General features: G+C 51.8%; 17 protein-coding genes. 8 read left to right on the top strand and 9 right to left on the bottom strand.

All coding sequences use genetic code 11. The features are described 5' to 3' along the window. Positions 1-15: 15 nt before the first annotated feature. The 4 genes from ACT3T7_RS12905 to ACT3T7_RS12890 all read right to left on the bottom strand — a co-directional run bounded on the left by ACT3T7_RS12905 (position 16) and on the right by ACT3T7_RS12890 (position 2,595). On the bottom strand, positions 16-846 hold the full coding sequence (locus ACT3T7_RS12905) for a CsgG/HfaB family protein (protein ID WP_444631237.1): 831 nt from the start codon (positions 844-846) through the stop codon (positions 16-18). A gap of 95 nt (positions 847-941) precedes the next feature. After that, positions 942-1,364 (bottom strand): curli assembly protein CsgF, encoded by a 423-nt coding sequence (locus tag ACT3T7_RS12900; RefSeq protein ID WP_444631236.1) that lies wholly within the window; start codon positions 1,362-1,364, stop codon positions 942-944. Further along, positions 1,364-1,882: a CsgE family curli-type amyloid fiber assembly protein gene (locus tag ACT3T7_RS12895; RefSeq protein WP_444631235.1), complete on the bottom strand. Its 519-nt coding sequence runs from the start codon at positions 1,880-1,882 to the stop codon at positions 1,364-1,366. Before ACT3T7_RS12895 ends, ACT3T7_RS12900 begins: the two co-directional genes overlap by 1 nt. Positions 1,883-1,908: 26 nt before the next feature. Next, positions 1,909-2,595: a LuxR C-terminal-related transcriptional regulator gene (locus ACT3T7_RS12890; RefSeq protein ID WP_193056899.1), complete on the bottom strand. Its 687-nt coding sequence runs from the start codon at positions 2,593-2,595 to the stop codon at positions 1,909-1,911. 278 nt (positions 2,596-2,873) lie between these two features. Between ACT3T7_RS12890 and rdgB the strand changes: the two genes are divergently transcribed. From rdgB to ACT3T7_RS12870, 4 genes are all read left to right on the top strand, one after another. Continuing rightward, positions 2,874-3,482: an RdgB/HAM1 family non-canonical purine NTP pyrophosphatase gene (gene rdgB, locus ACT3T7_RS12885; RefSeq protein WP_444631234.1), complete on the top strand. Its 609-nt coding sequence runs from the start codon at positions 2,874-2,876 to the stop codon at positions 3,480-3,482. Beyond that, positions 3,475-4,641 carry a radical SAM family heme chaperone HemW gene (hemW, locus tag ACT3T7_RS12880; protein WP_444631233.1) on the top strand — a complete coding sequence of 389 codons (1,167 nt, stop codon included), beginning with the start codon at positions 3,475-3,477 and terminating at the stop codon, positions 4,639-4,641. Before rdgB ends, hemW begins: the two co-directional genes overlap by 8 nt. 31 nt (positions 4,642-4,672) lie before the next feature. Beyond that, on the top strand, positions 4,673-5,347 hold the full coding sequence (locus ACT3T7_RS12875; protein WP_192526767.1) for an OmpA family protein: 675 nt from the start codon (positions 4,673-4,675) through the stop codon (positions 5,345-5,347). 88 nt (positions 5,348-5,435) lie between these two features. Next, positions 5,436-6,281, top strand: coding sequence for a 23S rRNA (adenine(2030)-N(6))-methyltransferase RlmJ (locus ACT3T7_RS12870; RefSeq protein WP_444631232.1), 846 nt, complete (start codon positions 5,436-5,438; stop codon positions 6,279-6,281). A 6-nt stretch (positions 6,282-6,287) separates the two neighbouring features. Here the strand turns inward: ACT3T7_RS12870 and ACT3T7_RS12865 are convergent, their stop codons facing one another. Beyond that, complete coding sequence (locus ACT3T7_RS12865; protein ID WP_444631231.1) at positions 6,288-6,740, bottom strand: Lrp/AsnC family transcriptional regulator; 453 nt, start codon at positions 6,738-6,740, stop codon at positions 6,288-6,290. A 107-nt stretch (positions 6,741-6,847) separates the two neighbouring features. Here ACT3T7_RS12865 and rarD point away from each other — a divergent pair, with 107 nt between their 5' ends. Continuing rightward, the gene (rarD, locus tag ACT3T7_RS12860) at positions 6,848-7,750 is read left to right on the top strand and encodes an EamA family transporter RarD (protein ID WP_444631230.1); all 903 of its coding nucleotides are present in this window, start codon (positions 6,848-6,850) and stop codon (positions 7,748-7,750) included. Positions 7,751-7,755: 5 nt separating this feature from the next. Here rarD and mnmE read toward each other — a convergent pair whose 3' ends face one another. From mnmE to rpmH, 4 genes are all read right to left on the bottom strand, one after another. Next, a complete protein-coding gene (gene mnmE / locus ACT3T7_RS12855; protein WP_172118742.1) occupies positions 7,756-9,126 on the bottom strand; it encodes a tRNA uridine-5-carboxymethylaminomethyl(34) synthesis GTPase MnmE in 1,371 nt (456 codons plus the stop codon). A gap of 100 nt (positions 9,127-9,226) precedes the next feature. Further along, positions 9,227-10,915 (bottom strand): membrane protein insertase YidC, encoded by a 1,689-nt coding sequence (yidC, locus tag ACT3T7_RS12850; protein WP_172118743.1) that lies wholly within the window; start codon positions 10,913-10,915, stop codon positions 9,227-9,229. A 115-nt stretch (positions 10,916-11,030) separates the two neighbouring features. Next, complete coding sequence (gene rnpA, locus ACT3T7_RS12845; RefSeq protein WP_193056894.1) at positions 11,031-11,432, bottom strand: ribonuclease P protein component; 402 nt, start codon at positions 11,430-11,432, stop codon at positions 11,031-11,033. A 13-nt stretch (positions 11,433-11,445) separates the two neighbouring features. Next, positions 11,446-11,580: a 50S ribosomal protein L34 gene (rpmH, locus tag ACT3T7_RS12840; protein ID WP_172118745.1), complete on the bottom strand. Its 135-nt coding sequence runs from the start codon at positions 11,578-11,580 to the stop codon at positions 11,446-11,448. Between the two features lie 532 nt (positions 11,581-12,112). Between rpmH and dnaA the strand changes: the two genes are divergently transcribed. The 3 genes from dnaA to recF all read left to right on the top strand — a co-directional run bounded on the left by dnaA (position 12,113) and on the right by recF (position 15,939). Then, positions 12,113-13,576 (top strand): chromosomal replication initiator protein DnaA, encoded by a 1,464-nt coding sequence (dnaA, locus tag ACT3T7_RS12835; RefSeq protein ID WP_192526760.1) that lies wholly within the window; start codon positions 12,113-12,115, stop codon positions 13,574-13,576. A gap of 58 nt (positions 13,577-13,634) precedes the next feature. Then, complete coding sequence (gene dnaN, locus ACT3T7_RS12830) at positions 13,635-14,738, top strand: DNA polymerase III subunit beta (RefSeq protein WP_087106978.1); 1,104 nt, start codon at positions 13,635-13,637, stop codon at positions 14,736-14,738. A 97-nt stretch (positions 14,739-14,835) separates the two neighbouring features. Next, a complete protein-coding gene (gene recF / locus ACT3T7_RS12825) occupies positions 14,836-15,939 on the top strand; it encodes a DNA replication/repair protein RecF (RefSeq protein ID WP_192526759.1) in 1,104 nt (367 codons plus the stop codon). Positions 15,940-15,965 lie beyond the last annotated feature (26 nt).

Genomic DNA, 15,965 nt, shown 5'->3' with positions numbered 1-15,965 from the left:
TTATGGAGAACGTTTTTATAGCATGGGAGTTGGTGCTGTTAAGTAGTCAGATAAAATAGTTTCCCGAAAGTTTACGCCATTTGAGAGGTTCCAAAGGTTATTCTCAACGCCACGAGCTACTAAATGAATAACGGCAGATTCAATGGCTGACATGACCGCTAATTGAACAGGTTCATTCGTGGTAATGCCTGCTTCAGCTTCTAATAAGCGTCGGAAATCAATAAATCGATAGATACCCGCTCTTAACTCTTTGGAGTAGATGGTTTTTGTTGTAGTGACGTTAGCGAGTACTTCACCTGTCGATATCTCGACGGCTCGCAAGTTAACCGTTACCTGGTCAACCTGATACTGTCCTGAGGCGCCAATACCAAAGTACTCTGCGCCAGCTCCCCCTGTTCGCACGTTGGATTCATACGCAATAATGCCGCCTTCCAGCATTACCGAGGCCGCGCGTAGTGAAGGAAGCGAATCGGGTTGGCCAAAGCGCTCAAATTCTGCACGAATGATGCGCCGCTCAGTGAGCAGGTTTTGTAACCCCACCCGCTCAAGGGGAATAAACCAGCCCGAGTCGGCCAGCGCACCGGTTAGCATTGCCGCTGCACCTTGGGTAACCGCTGTTGAAAACGTGCTGGCTGGGGCAGGCCGATATTGCCCGGTTTGATCTCTAAAATCATACACCGATACAAAAATTTTGCCGGCAGGTGGTGGTAAGGAAATGAGATCCTGATAGGTTACCCCTCGGGGCGTAAGCGTAGCCTCAGCGCCTTCTAAATTTTCAGAGTTTGCGACCATGCCCGCACATCCGCTGAGCAGCGCAAGCATTATAAGTGAAGCAATGAATTTCATGATGTTCCCCTGACAGCATCTAGGATATGGGAGAGGCTTTTAAGGCCTTATTGGTTTTTGGTTATTAAGTTTCGTGACGGGGGCAGGCTCAATGGTTAAGGGTTAAACAAGCCACCAACGCTGATATTCGTCACATCACCGGTCACTTTATCAATCACACGTACAATCAATTGCCCGCCTTCATCGCGCACAACCACACTAAATTCACCGCTGTCAAAAGACCCTTCACCGACATCGCCGGAACCAACATCTGAAATAAGTTGAGAAATCAAACGGCTCTCCAAGTTTTGAATAAGCCGTTCGGTGGAGGAAATGGGTTCTATGCTTCTTGAATCCGGGTCTTTATTGGTATCTTGCGATTGAGCTTTACTCAATAGATAACTGCCCATAAAGGGGTCACCACCAAAAGAGGGGTTCAGGGGGCGATAAATCAATTCACCGGCAGAGGCCGCTGACGCTATCAGCGTGCCCAGCACTATGGCTAGCAACGTGTGTTGGGTGGTTTTTATAGTGTTCATTAACGTATCTCCTCTCTTCCCAGGTCTTTGTCGGAGGTTAACGCTGACGCTATTTGTTGGCGTAGCAGCGCTTCTTCGACGATTTGTACGGCTTCTCCTGCGGCGCGATCCGCTTCATTGATCCTTGGAGAAAGCTGTGTGCGAAAATACATGCGATTTCCATCCATCACCCATATTTGGCTGCCCCAGCGAGCATCAGGTCGTTCCTGGATTGTGATGGTGGCATTGCCAATAATCAGGTTGTCCATAGCGCGCTGGCTAAAGGCTCGGTAAAATGTCTTCCCAGCCATGGTAATCGTGCGGTCTACCATCACCCCGGTCAGCTCGCTGCTGGCGCTTTTAACACTTTCTATTTCAGGACCATCGGGACTCGATAATTGATTAATAGAATCAATTTCTTTTTGTTCGTTTAATCGCTCAACCTCTTCCTGGGAGAGTGTTTCACTGGCCATTAGTGGCGATAAAGAAAACAGTAGAAGTACGCAGAGTGATGTTAAACAACGACGAAATGACATCATGATATAACCTCAAACTAGTTGTACTATTAGTTTTTTAGCCCACGGGGTTTATCAATAGCCGGAAGAATAGGGCCCAGATTTTGATGAATCCAGTTCAAAGCCTGTATACGGTTATGCACATTTATCTTGCGAAAGATGTTATAAAGATGTGACTTAACCGTATGCTCGCTAACAAATAGTCGATCAGCAATTTGTTGATTGGAAGAGCCTGCTTTTAGTAACGAAATAATTTCAATTTCTCGGTTTGTTAGTCCGCAAGTAGGTCTAAACGCATTGTTCTGTGATTTACGATAAAAAAGAATCAGCCGAGCCATTAATTCACGCGACATCCATAACTCACCATCGAGCAAGGCGTGAACGCCTTTGCAAATAATCTCCAGGCTCTGTTCACGATAAAAAACGCCTTTTAAATGAGCACAGGAAAGTGCCTCTAACGCATGGTTCATGTTGCGAATATTGAACGCGGCAAGCGTTGCTTTTGATAGCGCTTCAGGTAACTGGTCCTGCCATTCAGGCAGTGCATCACTAGTGATGTGATCGCTATCGATGAGAAGCAGCAGCTTTCCTGATGTATCTGCAGACAGGGCCGAATGACGCGAGTAAATGCTCACCTGATAGCCGGTGCGTTTATTTAAGTATTCAGCAAAAAGCTGAGATTGAGGACTCTGCTCGGTCAGGATATACACCAAGTCGGAGGACGGTTCCCTTTTCATGTTAAGGCCTTTGGTAAGGAGGAGTGAGCTGACGACGAAACAAGTGTTGTCTATAAGTGTAGTTTCGTAAAGTTTTGTTACTAGTATTTTTTAAAACAATTCGCTACCTTTAAGATGTAAAACGGTGAATTTAATATAAATATATGTTTTTAATGATCTAATAAATAAACAGACGTTATTTTTTAACCAAGTCCTTATATGCATTTGGTAACATTTTGCTAGCCATAGTATGATTTTGTTAGGCGTACACTTACAGACTGACGTTTGGAGAAAATGTGATGGCCACGGTAAATACCCTTGTTCTAGCAAGCGGCAATGCGGGAAAACTTAAAGAGTTCAATCAACTGCTGGCCCCATTGGGGTTGGATGTTCGCCCACAGGCAGATTTTGGCGTCCATGATGTCGAAGAAACGGGGTTAACCTTTGTTGAAAATGCCCTTTTAAAAGCGCGTGAGGCGAGCCGGGTTAGCGGCTTACCGGCGCTTGCTGATGACTCCGGCCTTGAGGTCGATGCGCTTTCAGGGGCGCCGGGGATTTACTCCGCACGCTACGCTGGTGAGCCGAAAAGCGATCAACGTAACAATGAAAAACTATTGGCAGCGCTTAGTGACTGTGCAGAAGGTCAGCGCACCGGGCGCTACTGGTGCGTGCTGGTGTATTTGCGCCATCCTGCTGATCCGGTACCGGTTATTGTTCAGCACAGCTGGGAAGGGGAGTTACTTGCTCATCCACGCGGAGAGGGTGGCTTTGGCTATGACTCGCTGTTCTGGCTACCCGACCAGGGAATGAGCGTGGCGGAATTACCCAGTGACTTAAAAAATCGGCTAAGCCACCGTGGCCGGGCGCTTCAAGGGTTGGTTGATATACTTAAGGTGGCACATGGCTAAGCCATTACCTCCGTTATCGCTCTATATTCATACGCCCTGGTGCGTACGCAAGTGCCCTTATTGTGACTTCAACTCTCATGAACCTAACGGTGATTTACCCGAAGCAGCTTATTTAAAGGCACTACTTCATGATCTGGATGGCGATCTGGCGTTAGCTGCTGAGCGTCAGATTCAGACCATCTTTATTGGTGGCGGTACGCCAAGCCTGATGTCACCCGCGTTCTTTGAACGGCTGTTTAATGGAATACGCCGACGCTTACCCTTCGCGCCCAATATAGAAATCACCATGGAGGCGAATCCTGGTACCACCGAGCAGGCACGCTTTACGGGCTACCGTGAGGCGGGCATCAATCGTCTCTCGTTGGGTATTCAAAGCTTTCAGCCCGCTCAGTTGAAGGCCTTGGGGCGTATTCACGGCGGTGAAGAGGCTATTACTGCGGTAGGCCAGGCGCGTGCGGCGGGGTTTGATAATATTAATATCGACCTGATGCATGGCTTGCCTGGCCAGACGCCCTCCCTGGCGCTTGATGATATTGACCAGGCGCTTGCGCTGTCACCGGACCATCTCTCCTGGTATCAACTAACCCTTGAGCCCAATACCGCGTTTCATTCACAGCCACCTGTTCTGCCGGAAGAGGAGTCGCTTTGGGATATTCAGGAGCTTGGCCATCAGCGATTGGAGCAGGCAGGCTTTGAGCGCTACGAAATTTCAGCCTACGCAAAACCTGGCAAGCAGAGCCAGCACAACCTCAACTATTGGCAGTTTGGCGACTATCTGGGCATTGGCGCCGGGGCACACGGTAAGCTGACGACGATTGACCCGCAAGGGCAGTGGCATAGTGAGCGGCGCTGGAAAACGCGCCAGCCGGATGCTTACTTACGGCGTGATAATGACCCACGCGGTTTCGTGGCGGGCAAGCAGCCTATCGCGGCGGACGAGCTGCCGCTTGAATTTTCCATGAATGCGCTTCGCTTAACCGAAGGGGTTGCCATGCATGCCTGGTCGGCGCATACCGGCCAGCCGCAGGAAGCACTGCTGGCACGTTTACACACCGCCGCCAAAAAAGGACTTTTGATGGAAATGCCCGAAAAGCTGCGTGCATCGCCTCAAGGTCTATTATTCTTGAATGAGTTGCTGGCCTTTATCAGCGACGAATAATTCAAGCGCAAAAATATACAAGGAGTGAGTGATGCGTATTTCTCGACTACTGACCCCGTTGGCTGCTGCGATCTTAGTGGCGGGCTGTGCCACCTCTGACCCTTATGGTGGCCAGACGCAACGTTCATCGACCGGCATGGGAACAGGGATTGGCGCGGCGGTAGGCGCTGCTGCGGGTGCACTTTCGGGTAGCGGAAGTACCAGCCGTCGTGATCGTGCCTTGATTGGTGCTGCCGTGGGCGCTGCTGCGGGTGCCGGTATTGGCGCTTATATGGACCGTCAGGAACAGCAGCTTCGCCAGAACCTGGAGGGCTCGCGCATTGAAATCGACCGTCGCGGCGACGATATCGTGCTGAATATGCCCAGCAGCGTGACGTTCGGTTTTGACTCTTCTGATCTAACCGGCGATGCGCGCAGTGCGCTTAATGAAGTGGCTAACGTGCTCAAGCAGTATACCGATACGCGGGTTAATATTGCCGGCTTCACCGACAGCACCGGGGATGCCAGCTACAACCAGCGTCTCTCTGAGCGCCGAGCTCAGTCAGTGGGCAACTACTTAAGTCAAAACGGGGTGTCCTCCTCGCGTCTTAACACCATGGGATACGGCGCTAACCAGCCGGTTGCCAGCAACGATACCGAGCAGGGCCGGGCACAAAACCGTCGGGTTGAAATCACCCTGACGCCAATCGGTAACGGCCAGGGCTAAGTAAGACATAACTCCCCCGCGCATTACCGTTTAAAGCCCGCTATGATCCCATAGCGGGCTTTTTTCGTTCACTTATCTGCGAGTTACCATGCTGTCTTATCAACACGCCTATCACGCCGGTAATTTTGCCGATGTACACAAACACTTGACGCTTTACGCCGTCGTTGATTATTTATTACGTAAAAAAACACCCATTACATATATAGATACGCATGCGGGAAGAGGGCTTTACCCACTCGCCACCAAAGAGACGCAGCGGCTTCAGGAGTATCGTGAGGGTATTTGGCCGCTATGGCACGAACGCGAGGTACTCACCGACCCATTACTCTGTGATTGGTTAAATGCTGTCACCAGCGTTCAGCCCAGTACCAGTGCGTTAACGCACTATCCCGGCTCCCCATGGTGGCTAAGCCAATCATTGCGCGAGCACGATAAGCTGCGCCTTTTTGAGCTTCATCCGGGTGAGCATGAGCACTTGAACACGCAGTCTCTTCCTCCTCAGGCAAAACGTATTTATGGCGACGGTTTAGCGGGTTTAACAGCCATGCTGCCGGTGCCTACCCCGCGGCTTTGCGTATTGATTGACCCTAGTTTTGAGCGTAAAGCGGAGTACCAGGAAGTGGTTGATACGGCGATATACACGCTTGAAAAGGCGCGCCACGCCATACTACTGATGTGGTATCCCCTGCTACCCGCTGGGCATCATCACGCGTTATTGGACGGGTTAGAGGCAAGCGGTATTCGCAAAATATGGCGCAGCGAGCTTTTGCTGCGCGCGCCAGGTGAGCAAACGCACGGTATGTACGGTAGCGGTATGTTGGTCGTTAACCCGCCCTGGGGGCTTGATGAGCGCCTGAAGACCGCAATGGCAGAGGTAACCCGTTGCCTTGGAAGTGAAAGCCGCTTTGAGGCGCAGTGGTGGATTGAGGAGTAGCTGCCGCTAGATCACCTCTAGAGACGTTTTGACACGCTCCAGCACCACCATTGTTCTGAACCATTTAACGTTGGGGTTATGGTGAAACAGCGTGTCGCTTAGCTCTTGAAACCGACGCATGCTGGGCACCAGTAGTACCAACATGAAGTCTGCCTCGCCGGTCACGTAGTAACACTGCTGAATTTCAGGCCCGGAAAATTGGGCCTTGAGGAGCTCTAGATCTGCGGTGTGGGTTTTATCTGCTTGTACTTCCACCAAAAGAGTAATGACCTGGCCCAGCTTGTCTGGGTCAAGCACGGCTACGTTTGCTTGGATAAACCCATTGCTTTTCAACTTCTGTATGCGCCGCTGTACAGAAGCCGTTGACAGGTGGACGGTTTCAGCCAGCTCGCGAAGCGGCGTCTGGCAATCTTTCTGCAGAAGCTCAAGCAGGGTTTGATCAAATTTATCCAGTATCATTTACGCTGCCAAGTGAGAAAATTTATCGCTGACGGTAGGTAATACAAGCGCCTTTATCAAGCATACCGCAATAAAATAACGCTACATTTTCTGACTAGAAGTCATTTATGCGCACGGATCACCACACCACACTGGGCGTCACGTTGAATGTGATTGCCTCGGCGCTGTTTGCGTTACTGTTTGCCTATACGTCCTTGCTTTCGGCCATGGGAGGAGAGGAAATTTACGGTTGGCGAGTCTTGCTGACGTTTCCTTGTCTGAGCGTGTTTGTGCTGTGGCGAGGTTACGGGGTGCAATTAGTGGCCATCGGGCATCGACTACTGGCGGAACCTTGCTTCTGGGCTTCACGACTAGTATCGGCATTTTTGTTGGGCTTTCAGCTGTGGCTTTTTATGTGGGCGCCAGGCAACGGCCATGGGTTAGCGGTCTCTCTGGGCTATTTTATCATGCCGATGACCATGGTGATTATTGGTCAAATCGCTTTCAGAGATCGCCTGTCGCGCCTTCAGAAGATGGCTTGCCTGTTTGCAATAGCGGGTATCGTCAATCAGCTGGCGATCGCGCAAACGCTGGCCTGGCCGACCCTGGCGGTGTGCCTGGGCTATCCGGCTTATTTCTGGCTGCGGCGTAAAACGGATACTAACCATATTGGCGGGCTCTGGTTCGATATGCTGCTCAGCTTGCCGGTCAGCCTTTACTTTATTCTTGATGGCGGCCACATGCTGGAAGCGCTCAATGCCGATACGATCGGACTCGTCATGGGGTTGGGGGCGCTTAGCACCCTTGCCTTGGGGTTTCAGGCACTCTCTGCCCCGCTGCTCAATTTGAGCTTGTTTGGCTTGCTGGTTTACGTTGAACCCGTGCTGCTACTGGGCGTCTCGTTACTGCTCGGTGAGTCAATCAGCGTTGAAGAGTGGCCAACGTATATCGCCATCTGGTTGGCCGTTTTGGTACTTGTGTTGGAAGGTGTGCGGGGGTTGCAGCGCCGCCCCCGCCGATCCAAAAAGTGAGCGTATTACTTGCCGATGCAGAAACTGCCAAAAATCTCGCCCAGCAAGTCATCGGCGCTAAACTCGCCGGTAATTTCACTCAGCGCTTGCTGCGCGTCGCGCAGGTCTTCGGCCAGCAGTTCTCCAGCGCCGTAGCCATCCAATTGGGCACGGCCGGTATCAAGCGCTGCCATTGCCCGGTCGAGGGCATCCAGGTGACGCCGACGTGCGGAGAAGCGTCCTTCGGTGGTCGCCGCAAAGCCCATCACGGTTTTCAAATGGTTTTTTAGGTTATCCACACCCGCACCGGTTTTGGCCGAAAGGCGAAGCGTGGGCGTGGCTGTGGATAAATCAATTCCAGCCTGCTCAGCGCTGGTATCGATTTTGTTACGTACCAACGTTAAACGGCTTTGATCGGGAAGGCGGGCAACAAACTCGGGCCAGATCATCATGGGGTCGGTCGCCTCGGTGGTAGAGGCGTCCACCAACAGCAGTACCCGGTCGGCTTTCTCAATCTCGGCCCAGGCGCGGGCGACACCGATTTTTTCAACGGCGTCCGGGGTATCACGCAAGCCCGCTGTATCAATAATGTGCAGCGGCATGCCATCAATATGGATGTGCTCACGCAGCACGTCCCGCGTGGTGCCTGCAATATCGGTCACAATGGCGGTCTCTTGTTCGGTCAACGCGTTAAGCAGGCTGGACTTACCCGCATTGGGGCGACCGGCAATGACCACGTTCATGCCTTCGCGTAACAGCGCCCCTTGGCCGGCGGCTTTGCGCACGTCGCTGAGTGCTTGCTGAACACTTTCCAAACGCTGGGCGACATGACCATCCGCCAGGAAGTCGATCTCCTCTTCAGGGAAGTCGATGGCGGCTTCTACATAGACACGCAGCTCGATAAGCCGCTCAACCAGATGGGAGACGCGGGTAGAAAACTCGCCCTGCAGTGAGCGCACGGCATTTTCCGCCGCTGAACGCGAGGTGGCATCAATCAAGTCGGCAATCGCTTCGGCTTGGGCAAGGTCGAGCTTGTCATTGAGAAAGGCCCGCTCGGAGAACTCACCAGGCCGCGCCAACCGCGCGCCCAAGGCCACACAACGCTCAAGCAGCATGTCCATGATAATGGGGCCACCGTGCCCCTGTAGCTCCAGCACATCTTCGCCAGTAAAGGAGTGAGGGCCGTTGAACAGCAGGGCGATGCCTTCGTCAATAATGCTATCAGCGCCCTTAAAGGGGCCGTGATAGGCATGCCGAGGCGCCGGGCAGTGGCCGAGTATGGACGCTGCAATATCGCGACAGGCAGGCCCTGAGACGCGAATAATCCCTACGCCGCCACGCCCAGGCGGTGTCGCCAGAGCAGTAATCGTATCCTGGGTATAAAGTCGTTCAGCCATGGCGCGCCTCATTAATGGATGCGTACATTGTGAATTTGTCGTCTCTAAAACGCCAGACCCCCGCACGAGGGCGGGGGTCTGGGAGCGTGGTTAACAAGGATTACTTGGTTCGCATTCCTTTACCCACACTGGGGTCTTTTTCGATACTACGCGTAATAAAGTACTGTTGCGCGACCGAAATGATGTTGTTGGTTACCCAGTAGATGACCAGACCCGCCGGGAACCACAGGAAGAAGAAGGTGAAGATAATCGGCAGCATCTTCATGATCTTCGCCTGCATGGGGTCCGGAGGTGTTGGGTTCAGCAGCTGCTGAACATACATGGATATACCCATCAGTATTGGCAGGATGAAGTAAGGATCCTTCACCGATAGATCGTGAATCCAGAAGATAAACGGCGCATGGCGCAGCTCTACCGACTCCAGCAACATCCAGTAAAGCGCGATAAACACCGGCATCTGTATGACGATGGGTAAGCAGCCACCTAAAGGATTGATCTTCTCCTTTTGGTAGAATTTCATCATCTCTTGAGACATTTTCTGACGATCATCGCCATAGGTCTCTTTAAGACGCTGCATTTCCGGGCCCAGTTTCCGCATGCGTGCCATTGACTTATAAGCCTTGGCAGACAGCGGGAAGAGCACCAGCTTAACCACAACCGTCAGCAGAACAATTGACCAGCCCCAGTTGCCCACGATGTCGTGGATCTTATCCAGCAACCAGAACAGCGGGTTGGCAATAAACCATAACCAGCCATAGTCAACGGTCAGGCGCAGGTTGGGTGCCACTTGCTCAAGGTGATCCTGAACCTTGGGACCCATGTAGAGCGTGGCGCCCAGTGTCGCTTCACCTTCCGCCGCAATGTTGCTGGTGGGGCCTGCAAACGCCACCACGTTACGGTCACTTGAGTCAGTGGTGACGTAGTAAAGGTTTTGTTGGTCTTGGGGCGGTGCCCAGGCAGAAACAAAGTAGTGCTGGATAAGCGCAATCCAGCCGCCCTGGGCTTCACGATTTTCAAAGTTACGGTTTTGAATGTCTTCAAAATCGATCTTTTCATAACGTTCGTCTGGCGTTGAGTACGCTGCCCCAATATAGGAGTTCATACCCATGGCAACGCCGCTTGACGGGTCAGGGCTGTTATCACGCGCTAATTGGCCAATAAAACGAGCACTTACCGGCGCATCGGTATTATTGGCAATATAGTAATCAACATTGACCGCGTAATTTCCACGTTCGAATGTAAGACGCTTGATAATATCAACGCCGTTAACGTCTGCCCGTAAATCAACGACCAGCTGGTCATCATCATCTGCCAGACGATAGGCATTGCTTTCCGGGGTAAATTCAATACGACTTGCTTGCCCATCCAGCTGTAGGCCGGAACGTGCAACATAGCTACGCGTTGAATTATCCGAGAGCAACACATAGTTGCGTTCAGTATCCAGCGTCATTTTATGCTGAGGTAACGCAGCATAAATAATGTCGCCGCCGTGCGGGTCAATGCGCACGTCGAGAACATCGGTAGCCACTGCAATAAAGTCACGGCTAGATGTTTCGCTTTCAGTATTGCTTGCCAGCCCGTCGTCTACCGCACTGTTGGGTGCCGACGTTGACGGAACCGTCAGGTCGTTACTGCTTTCAGCATTGGCTGAGGGGGCGTCACTACTGCTTTGCGTAATTTCAGGCGTCGAGTCGTAATCTGTCGGCCCATAATCCTGATTCCACTGGATCACCAGTAGATAGGCAAGTACTGCCATTGGAATCAGTAAGAGAAGTCGTTTTACGTCCATGAGGGTTCTGCCCGCTGGGTGATGAACATGCTAATGGCGCAGTGTCATTTACTCGACCCATGACACACGAAAGCCTGCCAAGCGGCAGGCCGAGGTCGAGCGGCGAGGTGTGTCGTCAAGTGTCACGTGTTACGCCATCAAGCGGTGGTGCAATTGATAGCGTTTGCGCGTCACGCTGAAGGCGTTTCCACATACCATGCAACTGCCGACTAAGCGTTTCATTGTCGATATCCTGCACACCGCGCTTGGCTAATATCACAATATCCATGGAGGGAAGGTGATCCTGGCGAAGCCTGGCGGACTCTCGGACTAGACGCTTAAAGCGGTTGCGATCTACAGCGCGCTTTGCATTTTTCTTGCTGACAATTAGTCCAATGCGAGGATGCCCTCGGGTAGTCATGCGCGCTAACGCCATCATACCTTTGCCATGAACTTTAAGGTCAGCTTGTTCAAACACGTGACTAAAATCCCCAGCGTTTAAAAGACGCAAACGCCGGGGAAAGCCTTGAGGCGGCACACGCAATCCGAGATCAGGCGCTCAGACGCTTGCGGCCTTTCGCACGGCGGCGAGAGATAACGGCACGGCCGTTTTTGGTTGCCATGCGAGCACGGAAGCCATGCATGCGCTTGCGTTTGAGAACGCTGGGTTGAAAAGTGCGTTTCATAACTCGTAATTCCCACGTGGTTTAGGACGGATGTGAATCCAAAAGACCCGGCCCAGTGAGGAAACTAGCCGGGGAGTTTCAATTCAAGACCGGAAATTGTAGAGGCTTCCCGCGCCGGGTGCAATTTTTCCTTGCATAAAAACCAACAAAAAGGCAGTGGGCATGGGGCCTGCCGGCTTTTTTACGCGAAAATCAAAACAGCTATTATTACTAATAAGGTTTTTAAATCTTGTTGTTATTAATAGTGGGGATACTATTTGTGGATAAGTGAATAATAAATAGGTTAATCAATATGATAAAATCATAAAAACAATGTGCATAAGTGTCGTATAAGCGGTCTATAAACTGTTGTTTTGATGTGTGTAGAGATGTGGGAAAACGCTAAAAACGGATCTGTCCCCACTCCATCAGCGGGTTGTCCCACGTGCTTACGATAAGTTGTCCACAGGCATAATTGTTAGCCAAACCCGTGTGGATAACCAAGCTTTAGAGCGCTACAATGGTCGGCCGTTTTCAACTGATGGTGAGATGAGTGTCACTCGCGCTTTGGCAACAGTGCCTGGACTACCTGCAGGACGAATTGAATTCTCAGCAATTCAATACCTGGATACGTCCCTTGCAGGCAGAAGAAGGAGAGTCCAATGAGTTGCGCTTACTGGCGCCTAATCGCTTTGTGCGCGATTGGGTGAGTGACAAGTATGCCAAGCGAATCAGTGAGCTGATCCGCGAGCTTGCGCCGTCTAAACCACCCAAAGTAAGCCTGACCGTAGGTAGCCGTCGTCCAGTAGCGGCAGTCCCCCAGCCGCGTGATTTGGGTAATCCTGTTTCCGCTTCAACCTCGGCGCCTTCAGTGCATACGCCCCCGCGCGGTGATATTGCCGATGAGCGTGAAATTGATCAGCTGCGTGAGCGTGAAGAAACGCCGCGCCGGCGGACTAACGAGCGTCAGGTCCAGGTCGAAGGTAGTCTTAAGCACGGCAGTGGGCTGAACCCCAATTTTACGTTTGATACCTTCGTGGAAGGTAAATCCAACCAACTGGCGCGTGCGGCGTCTCGGCAGGTTTCAGAAAATCCGGGTGGTGCCTATAACCCACTATTTCTATACGGTGGGGTAGGTCTGGGTAAAACGCACTTGATGCACGCCGTAGGCAATGCGCTGGCTGGCCGCCGGGAAAATGCCCGGGTGGTGTATCTGCATTCTGAGCGTTTTGTTGCCGATATGGTCAAGGCACTTCAGCTTAATGCGATCAACGACTTCAAACGCTTTTATCGCAGTGTTGATGCGTTACTCATTGATGATATTCAATTTTTTGCTGGCAAGGAGCGCTCCCAAGAGGAGTTTTTCCATACCTTTAATGCGCTTTTGGAAGGCGGCCAGCAAATGATTCTCACCTCTGATCGTTATCCAAAGGAGATCAGTGGTGTTGAGGAGCGCCTGAAATCGCGCTTTGGATGGGGCTTGACGGTGGCTATTGAGCCGCCCGAACTTGAAACCCGCGTAGCCATCTTGATGAAAAAAGCCGACCAGGCCAAAGTTGATTTACCTCATGATGCGGCCTTCTTTATTGCTCAAAAAATTCGCTCGAACGTACGTGAATTGGAAGGGGCACTGAAAAAAGTGATTGCTGACTCACACTTTATGGGTAAGCCGATTACCCAGGACTTTATTCGTGAGTCGCTAAAAGATTTACTCGCGCTACAAGATAAGCAGGTGGGTGTAGATAATATCCAGCGCACAGTCGCCGAGTATTACAAAATCAAGGTGGCAGATTTATTATCCAAGCGACGCTCGCGCTCAGTCGCTCGCCCCCGGCAGGTGGCCATGGCGCTAGCCAAGGAATTGACCAATCATAGTTTGCCGGAAATTGGCGATGCGTTTGGTGGCCGTGATCATACAACGGTACTTCACGCTTGCCGCAAGGTGAAAGCCTTGCAAGAGGAGAGCGCAGATATTCGCGAAGATTACAAAAATCTGTTGCGCCTTTTAACCAGCTAAATCATCCATGGGATTGGCCTGCCGTCTGCAGGTTTTCAGGATATAAACCGGAGTGTTGATGAAATTTTCCATTTCCCGAGAGGCATTGCTGCGTCCGCTGACTCTGGTGGCAGGCGTGGTAGAACGGCGCCAAACGCTACCTGTACTGTCTAATGTGCTGATTCAGGTCGAAGGTGACCAGGTCGCACTAACCGGTACGGACCTTGAGGTTGAACTCATCGGGCGTACTGTCGCAAGCCAGGTTGACCAGCCAGGGGCGGCAACCGTGCCTGCTCGTAAGCTGATGGATATTTGTAAATCGCTGCCTGATCAGTCCGATATCCAACTGACCGTTGAAGATGGCCGAGCGGTGCTGCGCAGCGGTCGTTCACGCTTTACGCTCTCGACATTACCGGTGGCTGAATTCCCCAATATTGAAGATGCCGATAGCAGTCAGGAGTTAAGCGTTCCACGGGGCACGTTAAAGCATCTTATTGAAACCACATCATTTGCCATGGCGCAGCAGGATGTTCGCTACTATCTCAATGGCATGCTGTTGGAAATTCAAAGTAACTTGCTACGCACGGTGGCGACAGACGGCCACCGCTTGGCGATGTGTTCACGTCCTGTTGATGTCGCGGTTAGCCAGCCGCAGAAGCTGATTGTACCTCGTAAGGGTATTCTTGAGCTTTCGCGCCTGTTGGATGATAGCGATGAGCCGGTAAGCCTGACGTTGGGTTCAACCCATGTGCGTGCTCATACCGGTGACTTCACCTTTACGTCCAAGCTGATTGACGGGAAGTTCCCTGACTATGAGCGCGTCGTACCACGCAATGGCGATAAGGTGCTCATTGCTGAACGCGCCGAGTTGCGTCAGGTGCTGTCACGTACGGCGATTCTCTCCAATGAGAAGTATCGAGGTGTGCGCTTATACCTGGAAGAGGGCAACCTTAAGGTCATGGCGAATAACCCTGAACAGGAAGAAGCCGAAGAGAACGTGGCCGTCGAATATAACGGCTCTGCGATGGAAGTCGGCTTCAACGTGGGCTATTTGGTTGACGTGCTTAGCGTACTAAATGAAGACAGAGTGCAAATAACGCTGGCCGACCCTAATAGCAGTGCGCTGCTTGAAGAGCCGGGTGGTGGCGATGCGCTGTATGTTGTTATGCCCATGCGGTTGTAATATAGCGTTTCATAAATGCCAAACGGGGCGGCGCTTCTGGTAGCAGGGGCGCCGCTTTCTCTTGAGGGTTGGTTACGCCTTTTACCCGAGTGTTTACATGAGCTTGAGTCAGCTTAACTTCCAAGGGTTACGGAATTTAGCGCCGCTGGATATGCATCCTTCTCGGGGGATCAATATCATCACTGGGCTGAACGGAAGTGGCAAAACCAGCCTGCTGGAAGGCATTCATGTTTTGGGGATGGGGCGCTCGTTTCGTACCCGTCAGCTAAAGCATGCCATCCAATCTGATGTGGCACATATGACGCTCTACGGGCGCCTGGAAGGGGAACCAGAGATTTCCATAGGGGTGCGCCGGTTACGGGCTCAGCGTGAACTAGAGCTGCGTTTGCGTGGGGATAAGGGGGTACGCTTGGCCGAGCTGGTCGAGGCGATGCCTTTGCAACTAATCAATCCTGACGCTTTTAGGCTTCTTGAAGGGTCCCCAGCCGGACGGCGCGAGTTTCTTGACTGGGGAGTGTTTCACGTGAAACATCACTTTCTGGAAGCATGGAAGCGTACACGCCGAGCAGTGAAACATCGGAACGCATTACTCAGGCGTGGTAGAATAGACCCACAGGAAATGGCGGCCTGGGAGCAAGAATTGGCGCTATGGGGCGAGGTAGTCGATAGGTTGCGGTTTGAATGGTTTAGTGAGTTTCTCCCTGTCTTTGAAGAAACTCTGAATGTACTTCTTCCGTTACCTGGCTTAAAACTTAACTACGCTCGAGGATGGGACAAACAGAAAACGCTTGCTGATGTGCTTCAGGATAACCGAGTCACCGATCAGCAAATGGGGTTTACCCAACAAGGCCCTCAGCGTGCCGATTTGCGTATCAGGCTTAATAAACAGCCTGCTGTTGAAGTACTTTCCAGAGGCCAGCAAAAGCTAGTGGTAAGCGCACTCAAGCTTGCCCAGGGGCGGTTTCTGGAAAGAACGGCACAGCGTCACTGCATTTATTTAATTGATGATTTGCCAGCAGAGCTGGATGTGCAACACCAACAGCGTTTCTGTCAGTTGCTTGAAGAGATGCAGTGTCAGGCATTTATTACCAGCGTCGACCCCGCCGCATTACAACCTATGTGGCAATCTAAAACCCTGGTTAGCATGTTTCACGTGAAACATGACCCGCAAGGGCTTGGCCAGTTGGTACAAGATGGGTAGACGATACGGGACAAGACAGACTTCAC

It is taken from the genome of Halomonas sp. 111, from assembly GCF_052379685.1.
In the GTDB taxonomy this organism is placed as follows: Bacteria; Pseudomonadota; Gammaproteobacteria; order Pseudomonadales; family Halomonadaceae; genus Vreelandella; species Vreelandella citrativorans.
Note: the sequence above shows the minus strand (reverse complement) of the source record. Positions and strands in the feature narration are given on the sequence as shown.

Excerpts from the sequence above, each read along its gene's own strand:
- ACT3T7_RS12905 (WP_444631237.1), bottom strand. The coding sequence starts at position 846 with ATGAAATTCATTGCTTCACTTATAATGCTTGCGCTGCTCAGCGGATGT.
- ACT3T7_RS12900 (WP_444631236.1), bottom strand. The coding sequence starts at position 1,364 with ATGAACACTATAAAAACCACCCAACACACGTTGCTAGCCATAGTGCTG.
- ACT3T7_RS12895 (WP_444631235.1), bottom strand. The coding sequence starts at position 1,882 with ATGATGTCATTTCGTCGTTGTTTAACATCACTCTGCGTACTTCTACTG.
- ACT3T7_RS12890 (WP_193056899.1), bottom strand. The coding sequence starts at position 2,595 with ATGAAAAGGGAACCGTCCTCCGACTTGGTGTATATCCTGACCGAGCAG.
- rdgB (WP_444631234.1), top strand. The coding sequence starts at position 2,874 with ATGGCCACGGTAAATACCCTTGTTCTAGCAAGCGGCAATGCGGGAAAA.
- hemW (WP_444631233.1), top strand. The coding sequence starts at position 3,475 with ATGGCTAAGCCATTACCTCCGTTATCGCTCTATATTCATACGCCCTGG.
- ACT3T7_RS12875 (WP_192526767.1), top strand. The coding sequence starts at position 4,673 with ATGCGTATTTCTCGACTACTGACCCCGTTGGCTGCTGCGATCTTAGTG.
- ACT3T7_RS12870 (WP_444631232.1), top strand. The coding sequence starts at position 5,436 with ATGCTGTCTTATCAACACGCCTATCACGCCGGTAATTTTGCCGATGTA.
- ACT3T7_RS12865 (WP_444631231.1), bottom strand. The coding sequence starts at position 6,740 with ATGATACTGGATAAATTTGATCAAACCCTGCTTGAGCTTCTGCAGAAA.
- rarD (WP_444631230.1), top strand. The coding sequence starts at position 6,848 with ATGCGCACGGATCACCACACCACACTGGGCGTCACGTTGAATGTGATT.
- mnmE (WP_172118742.1), bottom strand. The coding sequence starts at position 9,126 with ATGGCTGAACGACTTTATACCCAGGATACGATTACTGCTCTGGCGACA.
- yidC (WP_172118743.1), bottom strand. The coding sequence starts at position 10,915 with ATGGACGTAAAACGACTTCTCTTACTGATTCCAATGGCAGTACTTGCC.
- rpmH (WP_172118745.1), bottom strand. The coding sequence starts at position 11,580 with ATGAAACGCACTTTTCAACCCAGCGTTCTCAAACGCAAGCGCATGCAT.
- dnaN (WP_087106978.1), top strand. The coding sequence starts at position 13,635 with ATGAAATTTTCCATTTCCCGAGAGGCATTGCTGCGTCCGCTGACTCTG.
- recF (WP_192526759.1), top strand. The coding sequence starts at position 14,836 with ATGAGCTTGAGTCAGCTTAACTTCCAAGGGTTACGGAATTTAGCGCCG.